The organism is Stenotrophomonas sp. 85239_Sma (assembly GCF_056481725.1).
Genome location: NZ_CM151163.1, coordinates 1,898,448 through 1,914,792, shown reverse-complemented (window position 1 = coordinate 1,914,792; position 16,345 = coordinate 1,898,448). Strand labels below are relative to the sequence as shown.

Annotated in this window: 18 protein-coding genes; 6 read left to right on the top strand and 12 right to left on the bottom strand. The window is 61.7% G+C overall.

The window, feature by feature from the left end; translation table 11 throughout:
* Positions 1-53 precede the first annotated feature (53 nt).
* Together msuE and ACYKG1_RS09070 are read right to left on the bottom strand one after the other, a co-directional pair.
* Positions 54-635 carry an FMN reductase gene (msuE, locus tag ACYKG1_RS09075; RefSeq protein WP_478472444.1) on the bottom strand — a complete coding sequence of 194 codons (582 nt, stop codon included), beginning with the start codon at positions 633-635 and terminating at the stop codon, positions 54-56.
* A gap of 52 nt (positions 636-687) precedes the next feature.
* Positions 688-3,264 (bottom strand): TonB-dependent receptor plug domain-containing protein, encoded by a 2,577-nt coding sequence (locus ACYKG1_RS09070; protein WP_478472443.1) that lies wholly within the window; start codon positions 3,262-3,264, stop codon positions 688-690.
* Positions 3,265-3,526: 262 nt separating this feature from the next.
* Here ACYKG1_RS09070 and ACYKG1_RS09065 point away from each other — a divergent pair, with 262 nt between their 5' ends.
* Positions 3,527-4,528, top strand: a complete 1,002-nt coding sequence (locus ACYKG1_RS09065; protein ID WP_478472442.1) for a helix-turn-helix domain-containing protein — start codon at positions 3,527-3,529, stop codon at positions 4,526-4,528.
* A 26-nt stretch (positions 4,529-4,554) separates the two neighbouring features.
* Here the strand turns inward: ACYKG1_RS09065 and ACYKG1_RS09060 are convergent, their stop codons facing one another.
* Positions 4,555-5,049 (bottom strand): hypothetical protein, encoded by a 495-nt coding sequence (locus tag ACYKG1_RS09060; protein ID WP_478472440.1) that lies wholly within the window; start codon positions 5,047-5,049, stop codon positions 4,555-4,557.
* Between the two features lie 91 nt (positions 5,050-5,140).
* Positions 5,141-5,728 carry a TetR/AcrR family transcriptional regulator gene (locus ACYKG1_RS09055; RefSeq protein ID WP_262226925.1) on the bottom strand — a complete coding sequence of 196 codons (588 nt, stop codon included), beginning with the start codon at positions 5,726-5,728 and terminating at the stop codon, positions 5,141-5,143.
* Between the two features lie 207 nt (positions 5,729-5,935).
* On the opposite strand from ACYKG1_RS09055, the gene ACYKG1_RS09050 reads away from it, so the two are divergent.
* The 3 genes from ACYKG1_RS09050 to ACYKG1_RS09040 are packed head-to-tail and all read left to right on the top strand — an operon-like array spanning position 5,936 to position 7,175.
* A complete protein-coding gene (locus tag ACYKG1_RS09050) occupies positions 5,936-6,391 on the top strand; it encodes an SRPBCC family protein (protein WP_262226926.1) in 456 nt (151 codons plus the stop codon).
* An 8-nt stretch (positions 6,392-6,399) separates the two neighbouring features.
* The gene (locus tag ACYKG1_RS09045) at positions 6,400-6,714 is read left to right on the top strand and encodes an ArsR/SmtB family transcription factor (protein ID WP_100475187.1); all 315 of its coding nucleotides are present in this window, start codon (positions 6,400-6,402) and stop codon (positions 6,712-6,714) included.
* Between the two features lie 2 nt (positions 6,715-6,716).
* The gene (locus tag ACYKG1_RS09040; RefSeq protein ID WP_100472064.1) at positions 6,717-7,175 is read left to right on the top strand and encodes an SRPBCC family protein; all 459 of its coding nucleotides are present in this window, start codon (positions 6,717-6,719) and stop codon (positions 7,173-7,175) included.
* A gap of 72 nt (positions 7,176-7,247) precedes the next feature.
* On the opposite strand, the gene ACYKG1_RS09035 is transcribed toward ACYKG1_RS09040, so the two are convergent.
* The 4 genes from ACYKG1_RS09035 to ACYKG1_RS09020 all read right to left on the bottom strand — a co-directional run bounded on the left by ACYKG1_RS09035 (position 7,248) and on the right by ACYKG1_RS09020 (position 10,343).
* Positions 7,248-8,030 carry a 3-hydroxybutyrate dehydrogenase gene (locus tag ACYKG1_RS09035; protein WP_478472438.1) on the bottom strand — a complete coding sequence of 261 codons (783 nt, stop codon included), beginning with the start codon at positions 8,028-8,030 and terminating at the stop codon, positions 7,248-7,250.
* Between the two features lie 80 nt (positions 8,031-8,110).
* Entirely contained in the window at positions 8,111-8,590 is a 480-nt protein-coding gene (locus tag ACYKG1_RS09030; RefSeq protein ID WP_478472436.1) for a hypothetical protein, read from the bottom strand.
* An 84-nt stretch (positions 8,591-8,674) separates the two neighbouring features.
* Positions 8,675-9,406 (bottom strand): hypothetical protein, encoded by a 732-nt coding sequence (locus ACYKG1_RS09025; protein ID WP_478472435.1) that lies wholly within the window; start codon positions 9,404-9,406, stop codon positions 8,675-8,677.
* Positions 9,407-9,503: 97 nt separating this feature from the next.
* Positions 9,504-10,343, bottom strand: coding sequence for a type 1 glutamine amidotransferase domain-containing protein (locus ACYKG1_RS09020; protein WP_478472433.1), 840 nt, complete (start codon positions 10,341-10,343; stop codon positions 9,504-9,506).
* Between the two features lie 96 nt (positions 10,344-10,439).
* On the opposite strand from ACYKG1_RS09020, the gene ACYKG1_RS09015 reads away from it, so the two are divergent.
* Together ACYKG1_RS09015 and ACYKG1_RS09010 are read left to right on the top strand one after the other, a co-directional pair.
* On the top strand, positions 10,440-11,357 hold the full coding sequence (locus ACYKG1_RS09015; protein ID WP_478472431.1) for a LysR family transcriptional regulator: 918 nt from the start codon (positions 10,440-10,442) through the stop codon (positions 11,355-11,357).
* A gap of 553 nt (positions 11,358-11,910) precedes the next feature.
* Entirely contained in the window at positions 11,911-12,267 is a 357-nt protein-coding gene (locus ACYKG1_RS09010) for a hypothetical protein (RefSeq protein ID WP_478472430.1), read from the top strand.
* 87 nt (positions 12,268-12,354) lie between these two features.
* Here ACYKG1_RS09010 and ACYKG1_RS09005 read toward each other — a convergent pair whose 3' ends face one another.
* The 4 genes from ACYKG1_RS09005 to ACYKG1_RS08990 form a co-directional block, all read right to left on the bottom strand.
* Positions 12,355-13,329 (bottom strand): hypothetical protein, encoded by a 975-nt coding sequence (locus tag ACYKG1_RS09005; RefSeq protein WP_478472429.1) that lies wholly within the window; start codon positions 13,327-13,329, stop codon positions 12,355-12,357.
* A 51-nt stretch (positions 13,330-13,380) separates the two neighbouring features.
* Positions 13,381-13,728: a hypothetical protein gene (locus ACYKG1_RS09000; protein WP_478472428.1), complete on the bottom strand. Its 348-nt coding sequence runs from the start codon at positions 13,726-13,728 to the stop codon at positions 13,381-13,383.
* A gap of 289 nt (positions 13,729-14,017) precedes the next feature.
* The gene (locus tag ACYKG1_RS08995; RefSeq protein WP_111687151.1) at positions 14,018-14,968 is read right to left on the bottom strand and encodes a DNA-processing protein DprA; all 951 of its coding nucleotides are present in this window, start codon (positions 14,966-14,968) and stop codon (positions 14,018-14,020) included.
* Positions 14,961-16,220, bottom strand: a complete 1,260-nt coding sequence (locus tag ACYKG1_RS08990) for an HAD hydrolase-like protein (RefSeq protein ID WP_111687150.1) — start codon at positions 16,218-16,220, stop codon at positions 14,961-14,963. Before ACYKG1_RS08990 ends, ACYKG1_RS08995 begins: the two co-directional genes overlap by 8 nt.
* Positions 16,221-16,345 lie beyond the last annotated feature (125 nt).

Sequence of the window (16,345 nt, the reverse complement as noted above, 5' to 3'; positions counted from 1 at the left end):
ATGCGGCGTCGCCATAAGCAGACTGCTGCTGGTTATTCCTGCTTCCTCAGGTGCTATGCGATTCGCCGCAATGGCACCGGCACGGCCAGTGCCCGTGCCGCCAGATGCCCAGCCGCACGTTCGGTCGCCAGTGCGATCCGCGCCTGCAGGGCCGCACTGCTGATGTGCTCGCCCTCGAAGTCGGCCGGTGTGGCATACACCCCGATCGGCAGCGTGTGCGCCTGCAGGAAACTGAACAACGGCCGCAGCTGGTGGTCGATCACCAGCGCATGTCGCTCGCTGCCGCCGGTTGCCGCCAGCAGTACCGGCACATCCACCAGCGCCTCCAGCCCGATGAAGTCGACCAGGTGCTTGAACAACCCGGGATACGAGCCGCGATAGACCGGCACTGCCACCACCAGCAGCCCGGCGGCCTCGATGGCCTGCAGCGCCTGCTCCACTGATGGCTCAGCTTCGTCGCGCGACAGCGACTGCCCCAGCGCGCGCGCGATCGGCGCCAGCTCTACCAGCTCCACGCTGGCATGCACCCGCTGCTGCAGCGCCTCCAGCAGATGTCGCACCAGCAACAGCGTGCGCGACGTCGCCGAACTCGTCGGTGACCCGACCAATGCAACCACCTTCAATGCAGAAGACATGACCCGCTCCTCGGTAGCGCCGGGCCATGCCCGGCGACGTTTCGCCTGAACCTCAAAACCGGTAACTGACCCGGCCAAACCAATACGCGCCTACATTGCTCAGCACATCGCCGCTATCCCAGGTGGTCTCGATGCTCGCCACATCCGTGGCACTGCGCGCGTACGCCGGCACCTTTCGCGTGCGCTTGTCGAATACGTTGTTGATGCCCAGCGCCGCACTCCAGCCCGCACCCAGCTCCACGCCACCGGACAGGTTGGTCACCAGCACCGGCGGCTGCTTGTACTCCACGCCGTTGTTCAGGCGCTTGATCGGGCCGTAATACGTGAAGTCGACATTCGAGCGCCAGCGCCCGTTCTGCCAGCCCAACCCCGCCACCTGGGTGTAGCTGGGCGTGCGGAAGCGCAGCGCGTACTCGCTGGATCTGGTCAGCAGATTGATGTTCGGCAGCCCCTGCAGCGCCGCCGGAATGTCGCTGACCTTCTGGATCGTGGTACGGCCGACATTGGCCGCGTAGCTCCAGCGCAGCTTGCCCCACGCTGTCTCCTGGTTCGCTTCCAGGGTCAGCTCCACACCGCGCGTACGGGTATTGCCCACGTTGGTGAAGTAGCTGGCGTAGAACGCATCACCCGGCAGGATGCTGATGCCGGCCGAACCCAGCAGTGCATCGATGGTGTTCTTCTGCGCCGCGCTCAGTACCGTCCCGCTGTTGTCGGTGATGCGCGCCGGATCCTGCGCGTTATAGCCGATCTGGCTGGACTGGCCGAGCTGGCCGCGGATGTCGATCTGATAGGCATCCACCGCCAGATGGAACGCCGGGCTCGGGTCCCAGGTCACGCCCAGGCTGTAGTTGGTGGCCTTTTCCGGCTTCAGCGGTGTGGCCCCCAATGCGATCGCCGCCGGCGATGACACCTGCGCCACCAGCGTGGTCCCGCACGGGCAACTACCGGTGGCCTGGTAGTACTGCGCGCCCAGGCTGGGCGCATGGAAACCGTTGCTCACCGTTGCCCGCACACCCAGCGCGTCGGTGAAGTCGAAACGCGTGGTCAGGCGGCCGGTGGAGACGCTGCCGAAGTCGGAATGGTCTTCCCAGCGCGCGGCGGCATCCAGATACCAGCGCGAGGTAATGTTGGTGGCCGCACCTGCGTACACCGCCTTGCTGTTGCGGGTGGCCTTCACCGCGTCCGCAGTGGAATAGCCAACGAACGCCGCCGCACCGAAGCCGGTATACGACTCCCACTGCCCTGCGCCGCGCTCATACTGTTCATGCTGGTATTCGGCGCCCGCGCTCACTTCCAGCGGCGAAGCAAAGGCCGCCACCTCGAAGCCACGGCGTAGGTCCAGGTTGGCGATGCCCTGCTGGTAGTCCAGCTTGCCGTCATAGAAATCAGTGGGCGAACCGGGATACGGCAGTGAGTAGTTCACCGAATTGCGCGTATAGGTGCGCACCGTACTGCGGTTGCCGGTCAGGCTGGCGTCGTAGTCCCAGCCTGCGATCTGCCCTTTCACGCCCACGGTGCCGGTGTACTGCTTCTCCTTGGTTTCCAGCACCGGCAGGAAGCCATCGGGAAACACACTCAACACGCCGGGGGCCTTGTAGGTGGTGAAGATGGTCGCCGGCAGGCGGAAGTTCTGGATCGCCTGCGCGGTGCGATCACTGGCCGTAGCGTTGGCGTAGAACTGCGCGCTCTCGCCCAGGCCATGGCCCACGTTCACGGCAAACGCCTTCAACGCATACGACGGCGAGCTGAGGATGGTATTGGCCTCAGCATCGCGGCCCACCTCGGCCGGGTTCGGCGTAGCGCCTGCTGGCAGCCGGTTGTTTGGTCGCAACGCCACCAGATTGCCGCTGCCATCCACCGCCGGGTAGCTCAGGTAGCCATCGATGTAGCGGCGGGTGCGGATCGCATGATGCTGGCGGGTGGTCTCGCCGGACAGGTTGACGAAACCATCATTGCCCCACGGCAGGCCCACGTTGGCACGCACGCTGGTGCGCGAGCCATCGCCATCGATGCTCTGCCCGCTTTCCACGGCAAATTCGCCACCATGCGCCTGCGATTTCAGGATCACGTTGACCACGCCGGTAATCGCGTCCGAGCCGTAAATGGCCGAAGCGCCATCGCGCAGCACTTCCACATGGTCGATGGCCGAGACCGGAATCAGCGCCAGGTCCGCCCAAGCGTGCCCCGGAAAGCCGCCACCGTTGGCTCCGCTCACATAGGCGCTGGCATTACGGCGCTTTCCGTTCACCAGCACCAGCGTGTAGCCCGGCGACAGGTTGCGCAGCTGGTAGCCGCGGATCAGGCTTTCCTGGTCGCTCTGGTAGCCGCCGATCTGGCTCAGCGACGGCAGGCTGCGCTGCAGCGCTTCCAGCAGGTTGCCCTGCCCGGTAGCGGCGAGGTCCTCGGCGGAGATCACATCGATCGGTGTGGAACTGTTCTTCACCGTGCGCGTGCTGGTGCGTGAGCCGGTCACCACCACCGCATCCAAAGTGGATGCTGCAACGTTCGCCGTCGCCGCGGTGGTGGCAGGATCCGCATCGGCTTCCGCGGCAAGGCTGGGCGTAGCAGCGAGGGCGGCAGCGATCAGGACAGCGAGAGTACTCAGGGCTGGGGCGTAGGCGGCAGGCATGGGGGCTCGTGGGGGTGGGCCGGAAACACGCTTCCATTCAAGGGCCTGTTCACCCACCGCGACAGGCGGGATCGCGTCACCCAACCGTCATATCCGGCCACCCACATGACCACTGGTAATGACGTTAGGCGACCCACTCCCACGTGGTCGGATCCCTTTCCAAAGGAAAGGGCTCTGACCCCAGCCTCCATATACCGACCCGGCATCACCTCATGCCCGCGCGCCACTCTGCGGCGCGCACCACCGCCCGTAGCATCAGGCCATGCCCAGCTCACCCGCCGATCCCACCGCGCCGCTCGTCGCCATCGTTGCCTGCCACGGCCAGGGGCTGTTCGAGTTTGGCTGTGCCGTTGGCCTGTTCGCACCGATACGGCCAGAGCTGGGGGTGGCGTGGTACCGCACCCAACTGTGCGCAGGCGAGCCCGGCGCGCTGCGCATGCTCGGCAGCACCCAGGTGCAGCTGCCCTACGATCTCAGCTGCGTCGATGATGCCGACATCATCGTCATCCCCGGCTGGCGCGAGCCCAGCGAACGTCCGCCGCAGGCGTTGCTCGATGCACTGATCCGCGCCCACGCACGTGGCGCGCGCATCGCCTCGATCTGCTCCGGTGCCTTCGTGCTGGCCTGGGCCGGGCTGCTCGATGGCCGCCCGGCCACCACCCACTGGCGCCTCACCGAAGCGCTTGCGCGCGACTTCCCGCGCATCGACGTGCGCGAGGATGTGCTGTACGTAGATACCGGCAGCATCATCACCTCGGCCGGCTCGGCCACCGGCATGGACATGATGCTGCACATGGTGCGCAACGATTACGGCGCACGCGTGGCCAACCTGGTCGCCGAGCGCCTGGTGCTCGCACCTTGGCGCGATGCCGAACGCAGCCAGCGCGTCAGCCGCGCAATCCCGCTGGGCGAGCCCACGCGGCTGGCGCGACTGATGGAATGGATGCGCCGCAACCTGCGCGAAAGCCACTCGCTCGCCAGCCTGGCCGAGCAGGCCGCGCTGAGCCAGCGCACCCTGCAGCGGCAGTTCCTCGAAGCCACCGGCCTGTCGCCCATCGACTGGCTGATCCGCGAACGCGTGGCCTACGCGCGCGAGCTGCTGGAGACCACCGACCGCCCGCTGCAGTGGGTGGCCGAGCAGGCCGGGTTCGGCTCGCAGGAATCCTTCCGCCGCCATTTCCGCAGCATGGTCGCGGCCAGCCCCATCGAATACCGCAACCAGCATCGCAGCGGCATCGCAGCAGAGCGGTTGGTGGGCTGCTGATCGCCGCGCACGGCCGGCGCAACGCTTTACCGGCGTCCGCCGCGCGCATGGATCCGCCAGCACTGCGCCAAGAATCCGATCACGAATACCACCGCGCAGCCCAGCAGCGTGCGCAGGATCACCGGCGCGAGCGGCGCCGCGGCGATCGGATGCGACAACGGCAGGCGCGTCAGCGTTTCATTCACGCCCGGCACCAGCGACAGCAGAAAACTCAACGACAGCGCGAAAGTGGACAGGTACGGCCCGGCGCGGCCGAGGCCGCGCAGCCGTGCCGCCAGCATCCCGCCGAACGCCACCACCAGCACGATCACGCCGAACGCGTGCCCGGGATTGAGCCCGCCGGTGCTGGACACGGAGAACGAGGTCACCACCGACAGCACCAGGCCCAGCAGATAGAGCTTGCCCGCGCGGGTGGCCGGATCGATCGCGCGGTGGCGGAGGAAGCCGTACAGCCCGGCCAGGATCGGAACCAGACTGATGGCGGTGTGGATCGCACCGAGCGCAGACAGAGGGTGTGCCATGGAAATCTCTCTTGATGAGTATAAACCTACTAGTAGGTAGACTTATGGAGTAAAAAGAAGGCCCGCGCTGCCGCAGGCCACCACACAACCGTCAGGCCGTCGCACTCACCCGTGCAATGGCCAGTCGCGCCAGTGTCGCGAACATCGCCGCATCACCCAACCCGCGCGCGGCCAGCATTGCGCCGTGCACTGCCGACATGAACGCCTTGGCCTCGTCGGCCGCCGGCCCCTGCAGCCGCAGCTGTCCTTGGGCCACGCCCTTCTCCAGGGTCACCGCCAGCCACCCACTCAGGTCCTCGAAATGCCCGCGCACCTCCTCGGCAATCTCGGGCGGAATCATCGGTGCCTCGGCCGCCAGCATCGCGCAGATGCAGAACGAGGACGTGCCGCCGGCAATGCAGGTGGACCAGTAATCCACATAGGCGTTGAGCTCCTTCAGCGGATCGTCCAGCTGCCGGTCCAGCAGCGCCAGCCCCTCGCGGGCCTCGGCGCGGTAGAGCACCACCACCGTGCGCACCAGGTCGGCCTTGCTGGGGAAATGGTGATGGATGCTGGCCTTGCTGATGTTCACCCGCGCCGACACGTCCGCATAGCTGAAACCGTTGTAGCCACCGGCTTCCAACAGCGAACGGGCATGCACCAGGATCTCCTGGGCCTTGGGCGAGAGTGCGTCTTTCATGCCTTCAACCTACTAGTAGGTTGCCTGGCTGTCAACCACCCTTGGAGGCGCTCGCCCAGTGACAGCCCGGCCTGAACAAAACCGCGCAGAGCGCGACCGTCGCCACGGAAGGGGATGACGGTCATTGACATGCAGGCATTTACCTGCCTATTGTCAATCCATGGACGGCCCACACCGCAGGCCGCCCTCCCACCGGAGGAACCAGACATGCTCGAGATCGCTCACAGAATCGGCATCAAGGCACCCGTCGCCCAGGTCTACCAGGCCCTGGCGACCCCCGAAGGCGTCGCCGGCTGGTGGACCGAGGAAACCGAAGGCGACCGCCACCCAGGCGGCACCCTGAAACTGCGCTTCACCGCCAACGGCGAAGACCGCGGCGCCATGCAGATGAAGCTGCGCGAACTGCAGCCCAGCAGCCTGGTGCTGTGGGAAGTGCTGGCCGGGCCGCCGGAATGGACCGGCACCCACATCCGCTTCGCCCTGCACCAGGAAGGCGAATACAGCATCGTGCTGTTCACCCACGATGGCTGGGGCGAGCGCGCCGAGTTCATCCGCCACTGCAACACCAAGTGGGCCATGTTCCTGATGAGCCTGAAATCCCTGCTGGAAACCGGCCGCGGCCAACCCAGCCCGCGCGACATCAAGATCGACGAGTGGAACTGACGCACCGCATGGATCCAGACAAGGTCTTCAAAGCCCTGGCCGATCCCACCCGCAGGACCCTGCTGGATCTGCTCTGTGCCAACAACGGCCAGACCCTGGGCCAGCTGTGCGAGCACCTGCAGATGACCCGGCAGTCGGCCACCCAGCACCTGGGCCTGCTGGAAGACGCCAACCTGATCAGCACCGTGCGGCGTGGCCGCGAGAAGCTGCACTTCATCAACCCTGTGCCATTGCACGACATCTACGAACGCTGGGTACGCAAGTTCGAACAGCAGCGCCTGAGCCTGCTGCATGACCTGAAACGAGAACTGGAAGGAGAATGACGATGTCCGCAGAGTCCACCCGCTTCATCCACGTGATCTACATTGCCTCCACCCCGCAGAAGGTGTTCGAGGCCATCACCCGCCCCGAGATTGCCCGCACCTACTGGGGCCACGAAAACGTCTCGGACTGGAAACCAGGCTCACGCTGGCAGCATGTACGCGCCAACGACGAACGCAAGGTCGAGCTGGTCGGCGAGGTGGTGGAAAGCACCCCGCCCTCGCGGCTGGTGATCACCTGGGCCGGCGCCTCGCAGGCCGATGATCCGGCCGCCTACAGCCGCGTCACCTTCGAGATCGTGCCGTACCAGGACATGGTGCGGCTGACCGTCACCCATGACCAGCTGCAACCGGGCAGCGGCATGGATACCGGCATCCGCCAGGGCTGGCCGATCGTGCTGTCCAGCCTGAAGTCGTTGTTGGAGACGGGCAAGGGGCTGGATGTGTTTGCCAAGCCGCAGTAGACGGCTGCGTCGGGACGACGCCGCAGGCGCCTTGGCTGCTGCGGCGTCGGCAACGCGGCCGATGCCGGTCCGCTAGCGCGCCGTCCAGCCACCGTCCACCGGCAGCGCCGTGCCGGTGATCTGCGCGGCAGCGTCCGAGGCCAGGAACACCACCATTTCGCCCAGCTGATCGGGCGTCACGAACTGCAATGAGGGCTGCTTTTCAGCCAACAACGCACGGGCCGCGGCTTCCTGATCCGTGCCGTCCTTCTCTGCCAACGCGGTGATCTGCTGCTCGACCAGCGCCGTCCGCACCCAACCTGGGCAGATCGCGTTGGCGGTGATGCCCGTGCCTGCGTTCTCCAGCGCCGTCACCTTGGTGAAGCCCACCACGCCGTGCTTGGCCGCTACGTAGGCCGACTTGTTCACCGAGCCGACCAAGCCGTGCACCGAGGCGATGTTGATGATGCGACCGGCGCCCTGCTGCTTCATATGCGGCAACGCCGCCGCCGTTGCATGGAACACCGCCGACAGATTCAACGCCAGGATCGCATCCCACTTCTCGACCGGGAACTCCTCGATCGACGCGGTGTGCTGGATGCCGGCGTTGTTCACCAGGATGTCGATGCGGCCCATCTTCGCGACGGCGCGGGCGATCATTTCGCGCACCGCTTCGCCACGGGAAAGGTCCGCGCCGTCGTGCACCACCCGTACACCGAACTCGGCTTCCAGGTTGGTACGGATGCGTTCGATCTCCACTGCATCGCCAAAGCCATTCAGCACGATGTCGGCACCCTGCCGCGCCAATGCCGTAGCGATGCCAAGACCGATACCGCTGGTGGAGCCGGTGACCACCGCGACCTTTCCACTGAACATGGGCGTGCTTCCAACAGGCATAGACGGCCAGTGTAGCTTCACCGGCTCGTCCCTTTAAGTGCCCCCCTGTTGGCCCTCAGCTAGAAGCGGATGCCCGCTCGATCAACCGTCGCCAGCGGATTGGCCTTCCGCACCGCCTCCAGAAAGAGCAGAAAGTCGCGGTTGAACAGCGTCAGGTTGTTGGTGAACGTCACGCACTTTCTGCCCGATGCTTTGCTGAAGCACACCTGCCAGACATAGCGACCGTAGATGACATCGGACGTTCGCGTGACTGAGGTGATCTGCGAGAGCGGAACGGCCGTAGGCACCGGGCCCCGCCGCAGGTAGAAGGATTCTGTATCAAAGAAATAGTGCTCGCGATCCTCTTTGCCATCCACCATCGCCAGGGTCATGGACTTACCGGAAATCCGGCGAGGTGGATTCAAACGCAGCGCTGATCCCAATGCAGAACGCGCGGTCGCTGACATTCGCCGCAGAATGAACCAGAGGATGACCAACGGAAGGGCCGCGAGGACAACAAAGCCCACGGTCTTCAAAACAGTTTCCAGCGTGCTTGGCACACAGATCTCCAGGATGAATGTTCAGGCATTGGTGACGCCCGGGTAGATCCACCCCACGCGTGGATGCTCTCCCTCAACGCCCCATCACTTCCAATGATCCGGCCCCAGGAACGGCAGGCTCAACACAAACACCGGAACCGCCACCGGCACCAACGCCGCGCCCAGCACCTTCCCAGCCGCCGTCCCAACACCCGGCTTGTCCTCCCTCTCCGGCAGGATCCGCTGCGCCCGCGCACTGATCGGCTGCGCCAGCTTCCCCTTCTCCGCCAACGCGGCAGCATCCGGCAACTTCACCCGCTCGCCATCGCCCTCGAACAGTGCGCTGTAGTAACTGCCACCCTTCTTTGAAAGATTGCACGCACGATCAAACGCCAGCGCGTAACGGGTCCGGTCCAGCGGCAGGTAGTAGCGTGCCCGCTCCTCCACGGCCTTGGCCTCGCGCGGGGTGACCTCGATCCGCTCCAGCTTGAACTGCGCGGCCTGTTCCGGCGTCACCTGCTCCGGCCGCAGCAGCAGCGCATAGCTGCCGTGCACCTTGGCCTTGTTGGCCGGGTCGCGCCAGTCCTCATGGAAGTACATCTGCGCACAAGCCACCGCCTCGCGCAGCGGGCTGTCCATCAGCGCGCGGTACTCGCGGAACGGTGCAGCATTGAAGCGCATCGGCTCGTCATAGCGCGGCAGCAGGTACAGCTGGCCGTCGTCGGCCACGAACGCACCGGTGATTTCGCGGCTTGAGGTGTGCTCCTCCGGGCCACTGGCGCAGCCAGACAGCAGGCCAAGGCACAGGGCGGAGAGAATGAAAAGAGACGTTCGCATGTCGTGTTCGAGAGCTTCCTTGGGAAAACGGCCCCGCCCTGAAGGACGAGGCCAGCCCATCATGGTGCCATGGCAGCGCATGCGATGCAGAATCGCCCTACTTCAACCGCTCCACCAACCGCTGCCCCACCTCCAGCGCCGAAGCCGGGTTCTGCCCGGTAATCAGCTCGCGGTCCACCACCACATGCCCCGTCCACGGTGTGGCATTGCTGCTGAACCGCGCACCCGCCCGCACCAACGCGGTCTGCGGGTAAAACTTCATCTCTCCACCACCCAACAGCGGCTTGGCCTGCTCTTCTTCCTGGTTGCTGATCACCGTCATCTGGTAGCCGCTGTAGATCCACTTCGGCGTGGCCGGCATCGCACCAGCTTCCAACTTCGCCACAAAATCACCCGCATCCGGCAGCGTAGACAGCAGCGCGATCGGCCCGTGGCAGACCAGCGCGGTGGTCTTGTTGCGCTGGTGGAAGTCGGCCAGCAGCCGGCCCAGCGCCGGGCTCTTCAGCAGGTCCTGCATCGGCGCGTGGCCACCGGGAATATAGACCGCATCGAAACGCGCATAGCCCTGCTGCTCGACGCGCGCCAGGCTGACCACGGGCGAGGCCGTCGAAGAGGTCAATGCCAGCTTCTCCAGCAGGTCCTTGTGCAGCTTCAGCTGCGCGGCATCGTTGCCGAAGTACATCGGCATCACCGAAGACGCGTCCACCGTCGGCGCGCGCCCCTGCGGCGTGGCGAAGGTCACCTCGTGACCCGCGTCCAGCAGCAGCTTGACCGGCTGCATCAGCTCGTTGAGATAGAAGCCGGTGGACAGTACCTTGCCGTCCTTCAGGTCCAGGTGGTTCTCGTCGGACAGCACCACCAGCACGTTGGCGGCATGCGCGCCGGCCGCGGCCAGGGTCAGGGCCAGCGCTGCGGCCAGCCGGGTCATCAGGTTCATGCGGAGCTCCTATCGGGGTATGGCGGCCACTTTATTCATCGCCCCAGCGGCGATAAATTGGCCGCATCGCAAAACATCTGTTCCCCGGAGAACCAAATGAGCCGCAAGTTCGACTACCTGGGCGATGTGGAGGTGTTCCTGGCGGTGGTCGAGCACGGCTCGTTCACCGCCGGCGCGGTGGCGCTGTCCACCACGCCCTCCGTGCTGAGCCGCGCGGTCACACGCCTGGAAGCGCGGCTGGGCCGGCAGCTGCTGCAGCGGACCACCCGCCGCGTGGGCCTGACCGACGCCGGGCGGCTCTATCTGGAACAGGTGCGCACCGCCTTCGGCCTGCTGGACGACGCCGAGCGCGACGTACTGGCCCAGGACGGTGCGCTGGCCGGCCGCGTGCGCCTGAGCGTGCCCACCACCTATGGCCACTACCGGCTGCCGCCCGTGTTGGCGCGCTTTGCGCAGCAGTACCCGCAGGTGCAGGTGGAACTGAACATCACCAACCGCAACGTGGACCTAGTGGCCGAAGGCTTCGATCTGGCCATCCGCCTGGGCCAGCTGCCGGACAGCGGGCTGGTGGGGCGAAAGCTGGAAGACGCCCCACTGCTGCTGGTGGCCGCGCCGGGCTACCTGCAGCGCCGTGGCACGCCGCAGACGCTGGACGACCTGCAGCAGCACCTGTGCCTGCCGTTTGTGATGCCGCGTACTGGGCGGCTGGCGCCCTGGGTGTTCCGCGACGGCGGGCGCGACGTGGACTGGCTGCCGCGTTCGTCCATCGAGACCTCCGACGATGTGCTGGGCGTGGTGTCGCTGGCCGAACAGGGCATCGGCATCTGCCAGAGCTATGCGTTCATCGTGCGCGAGCGACTGCAGCGTGGGGAGTTGGTGGAGGTGCTGCCGCAGCTGCGGGGGCGGTCAAGGCCGTTCTCGGTGATCTATGCGCCGCACCGGCGTCAGTCGGCAGCGGCGCGGGCGATGATTGAGTTGTTGGTGGGGAATGCGGCTGAGGCTGGCGTCGGTTGAAGCTGCAAGGTTTGCTGGAGGTGTCGGGTTTGAACCGATTTTCTGGCTGTGCGCCTGATCAGGCGCCCTTACTTGTCGAGTCACACTAAGAACTGTTGCAAAGAAGTCTGTCGCGCTATTCGCTTGTGGCATGGGCGATTGCGCCACATTTATTCGTCATCAGCAGAGCAGCTGCGCGAATGCGTCTGCTGGCGTCGCGTGTTGCACGAATGGTGCGTGTAACAATAGTCCTCTGCTCTCGGATTCCGCGATTCCTTCGCGAATTTCTATTGGCATTCGAAGCGACTGCGTAACCAACATGACGTGCCACCGACAACGGGTGGCTCCGGGTCTGCAAACCCGCGACGATTGTTGTGCCTGTTGTTTACGCTTGCCCGTCGGCACCGTCCTTAACCGGTGCCGGCGGGCAATCCGTCGGCCTGTATGGCGGGCGGTGCGTGGGGGTCTTCGGACCCACCGGCCATGGCACTACTTCGTCCCGGTTTGCAGCCACGCATCGTCCGCCACCCTCTTCACGGTGGCGCTGTTAAGCACAGCCACGGAAGCCGACGCCATGAACGAATCCGACACCTTCTCCTCGTACACCGCTGTTGAGCCCATCAACGACGACACTCCCCTGCCCGACCTGAACTCCCTGCTTGGCATCCTCAAGCGCATGCGCGGCTGCGAGGGGGCTGATGGGCTGCCCTGGCCGGAGAACGACGTGTCACCCGGTCGGCGCGTGAGCCTGGCGAGAACCGAGCGAGCGTTGGTGGGGCTGCTGACGGTGCTGGAAGTGCTGCACTCGGCAGACCGCTGCCGGGTGGCAGCGGAGCCAGAGCGGCATCTGGATGAGGGGACTGTTGATGGGCTATTTCTGGCCTGCCGGGGGTTGGCTGAGTGGGCTTGCCGGGAGGTTAGGCCAGAGTAGTTTCCCTTGGCAGCGTAGATCCCTGCTAACAAATCCAGTGTCCGCTTCCGGTCAGCAGCGGACGCTCGCACAATCGACTTTAATTGACTACTCCGCCTCAATTCGACCCATCCGAAAGAGAGCAAAAACTTTTGCGCGAAACTCAGGGCTACAGAATTCATTCATACCCATCATTTCAATGATCGTATCAATCTGCGCCGCGCTGCGATGCTCTAGGGCGAGAACTCTCTCGACTTGGCGCTTGCTCAGATATCGACCCAAATGCGCAAATGGATTGATGGACTCCGAGCGGCGGGAGATCAGCATATTCCAGTAATACTTCTTTTGAAGCCCATCATAGAGGCGCCTATGCTCCAGATATGGCTGGTACACGCTTGCATACTGGTCAAGAACTGCGCCCCTATGCCAAGAGTAGAAGTCATGGACTGATCTTCGATACTCCGAAAAAATGCGATGAACATCCAGAGGGTCGGAAGCGCGCGCAATGTACTCGTTGGCGCGCCTACACCATCCAGACCATCTCTTTAGCTCCTTCGTCGAAATGACAAAGCGAGCTTCTCTAGCGCCTGTTCCAAGATCCTTGCTTATCCTCCAATTTGCCTCCGCTACACGCCAATGTGTGTTGTAGTTGCGAAAGCCTTGAAGAAAGTTGTGGAGCCCAGGAGTAGAAAAGCACTTGTCCCGCTGAGCGTTGTACCCGTCCACCGGATATGATTTATCGAAATTCCTCGCATGATCGACCAAGGCCATAATAGAGGATGTAGTATTGAAGATGTATCTTTTCACATTTCTCGCATGTGCATCAGCCTCACAGAAATCGCCCTCATGCCAGAAAGCAGGGTCAAGACTTCGGTCAGCAAATAGGCTTATTTCGTCTAGTAGGTCGGTTACTGATTGCTGGAATATCCATCGACTATCTTGCAGATCCGCCAGCGAATGCCAAAGGCTGCCGCCTGGAGTTTCCTCGATAGATTCCCGTGCTTCAGAAAAATTCTCAAAGATGGCCCTCTCGATCTCCTCGCGAGTCCATGGGTGAGGCAGAGAATCGAGATAGCGACTCATAGTGCTCCAATCTCGGGAACGCCCCATATAGCTAGGCAGCGCCGGAAAATTTTACATGGTAACCATCAATCCATTTGCCAATGAAGCTCTCAGATCAACCTTGGCCTCCATGGAGCCTACTTTATAGACATAAGAAACGGCCTCGCCTCTAGCAACATCGATCAGATCAACTAGAGCTTCAATGGCACGTATAACCACAGACTGCAGGGGCTCTAACGGATAACTGCTTAGTACGCCAGGCTTCATATGAGCGACTTGCTCGTGGCGAATTTTCATAACCGGCTTGGACAAAGATAGAAACTCCTGGCCAGCTTGCGCAACCAACTCCGCTCGCTCCCCGAAATTGCTGCGCTTAAGGAGCAATGATACCGAGCGAGTTCCTTTCGTCTTGTCTGCCATGCGAGCAACCCTAATCACAAGCATCTCTGCTAAGGAATTAGCGGAAACAATGTGATTTGCCATCTCGTATCGGGTGGCACTCTTTGCCGTCGATTCTGCAATCCTTTGATAGGTATAGAGCACAGTCAGGATATGCCAAACATCCTGTTGCATCTCGTCTAAAATCGCTGTCACAAAGAGAATTCTCCTAATTCAATACATCTATGGAGCGCCACTCAGTAGCGTTTCAACCAACCCCAACGTGGCTCGCACTTCTCGTCAATTGCATCAAATTATCATCGAGGCGAGACTAGTCAACTCTATGTCGAATCAAACTCGGATAATCACCTCTTCCGCGAAGAACTATTACTCTCCCCAAATCAGATGGGGAGCATGCCAATATCTCTTCTTTTTGCTTGTCGCTACCATCCGAAATCACTAAGTTCGCTTGTATTTTCGGCTCTCCATTTGCGAAATCAAGAGCTGTCGGATAGGGAACTGCGAGCCAGCGACCGTAGCTAAGTGAGGCACGCGATGCGTAAAGACTGCCTCCTTTCAGATCCGACTGGACCATGATCACGCCCTGAGACAGCCCTGCCTGCGTGCGGTCACGCTTGACGAACTGCTGTGGCAGAGGATCTTGGCCAAAGCGATACTCGCTGATCAACGCTCCACCTCCCTCGAGTATCTCATCCGCTAACTTTCGATGTCGCGCCGGTGAGACCGTATGTAGGCCATGGGCCAGAACAGCGATGGTGTGGCCACCGGCATCCAGTGCCGCTTGATGGGCAATCGCATCACACCCAAGTGCTAAGCCACTCACAACGCTCCATCCATTCCCAACAAAGAACTGGCTGATCCGCTGTGCAATCAAGACCCCGTGCTGAGTAGGCTGACGCGTACCGATAACTGCTACAGACCGTCGCGGCGTATCAGAGAGCCTGCCCCTCACGAAAATTAAAAAGGGATCATCTTTTGTTGCAGAGAGAAGTGATGGATATTCAGCATCTAGCGGCGACAGGATTCTGGACTCGTAACGCCCAGCTTCCTCTATCTGCCTTTGGGCGTCCTCAACAGCCCTGAGCCAGGCATCAGGATCCTGGAGCGCTTTCGAAGCAGCCGGCAACTCCCGTGCCAGGTCCTCAGCGGAATATTTCAAGAAGTTCGGCGATGCAGACACTTTCTTCAGTGCCGAAGGACCTACGCCCCTCAACATCGAGATAGTTAGAAGCTTCTTTGTCCCATCAGACAATTCAGTCATAAAGTACGTTACTTACATTCATCGCAATAGATAGGCAAACAACTTCATTTGCCCCCGCCTCAGTCAAGGACTTCTTGGCATAAATCAAAGAAGACCCAGTCGTGGCCACATCGTCGATAATCAGAAACCTTCCACCATCTTCTGCAGCACTCTTCCTCTGCAAAAACAAATGGTCACGAATATTCTCAAATCGCTCTGTCGCACTTAGCTTATCATTACTATTCGAAAGAACGCCCGCCTTATAGGCAAGAAGATCCGGTAAGAACTCCAACTTCCCTTTCCCTTTCAACGGACTTTGACGATAGGAGTCTTCCAGCTGCGAAAGAAAGGCCTCAAGCCTAGGCTTTCTTCCTGGCCGATGGGGAACTACTGAAACCAGAAGTGAGCCACCAAGTCCAAGAGTCCAGAATTGTGTAGAGATGAAGGTTCTTACGGCCTCAATCCACTCATCAGGGAAAACGTCCGCATCTTTTTGATCATGGATACTATGCGTAAGCAAATGCCACTTTTTCCGCCATTCAAGCGACTTGTAGCCCGCAAATGAACGCCCACAGCAGTAGATTGGGAATGCGGTACTATCCCCTCCGACGCCCTTAGGTATGAATTTATTTATCTTGTCAAACCTAGACGCACCGGCACGCTCGATCTCTCCGGAAAGCAATCGCTCCAATTCTGGAAGGTACTTACAGTACCCGCTCAAAACATCAATAATATCGCGAGGACTACTAATGACCGCATCCGGAATTCGGCCTAGAGCACGCCAATTGTCGGGATTATTACGTGCCGCCCAAGTAGATTTATCGAGAATCACAACGCAGCCAGCGTTGTAGGCTGCACGCACATCAGCATCACCGTCGCCCACCAACACGACCTTTGAAATATTTTGGAGGCCGAATGACCACATCGCCTTATCGATACCCTCTCCATACGGCTTGGTGTGCTCTACATCTTCATAAGCCACCACCACGTCCCAATTGAGTGACGGGTATGCATTATCGAGAATTGCTTGCGCATAGCTTTTCGGAGACCTAGTGAATACGCCCAACTTCATATTGGGGAACTTCTCTCGGATCTCTGCGAGAAGTGTCTCGGCATATATCAGGCGATCTGCCCTGGTCTTTTTCTTAAATGCCTTAACTACCTCCTCCACGTAGCGTGCATCATCCCTACCTTTACCCGATTCCCGCAGCTCTTTCATATCTTCGGTCTCAACCAGAGTCTGATCGAGATCAAACAGGCACACCTCAAACATCACCCTCTCCTTGTGTTGTATCGCACGCAATGGGCGCCATCCACTCGCCTCACTCAGAATCTAAACCATCTAAGGCCACTCTGTCATGCGCACTTATGGCTCTTGCCTTTAACTTCCAGCGAGCC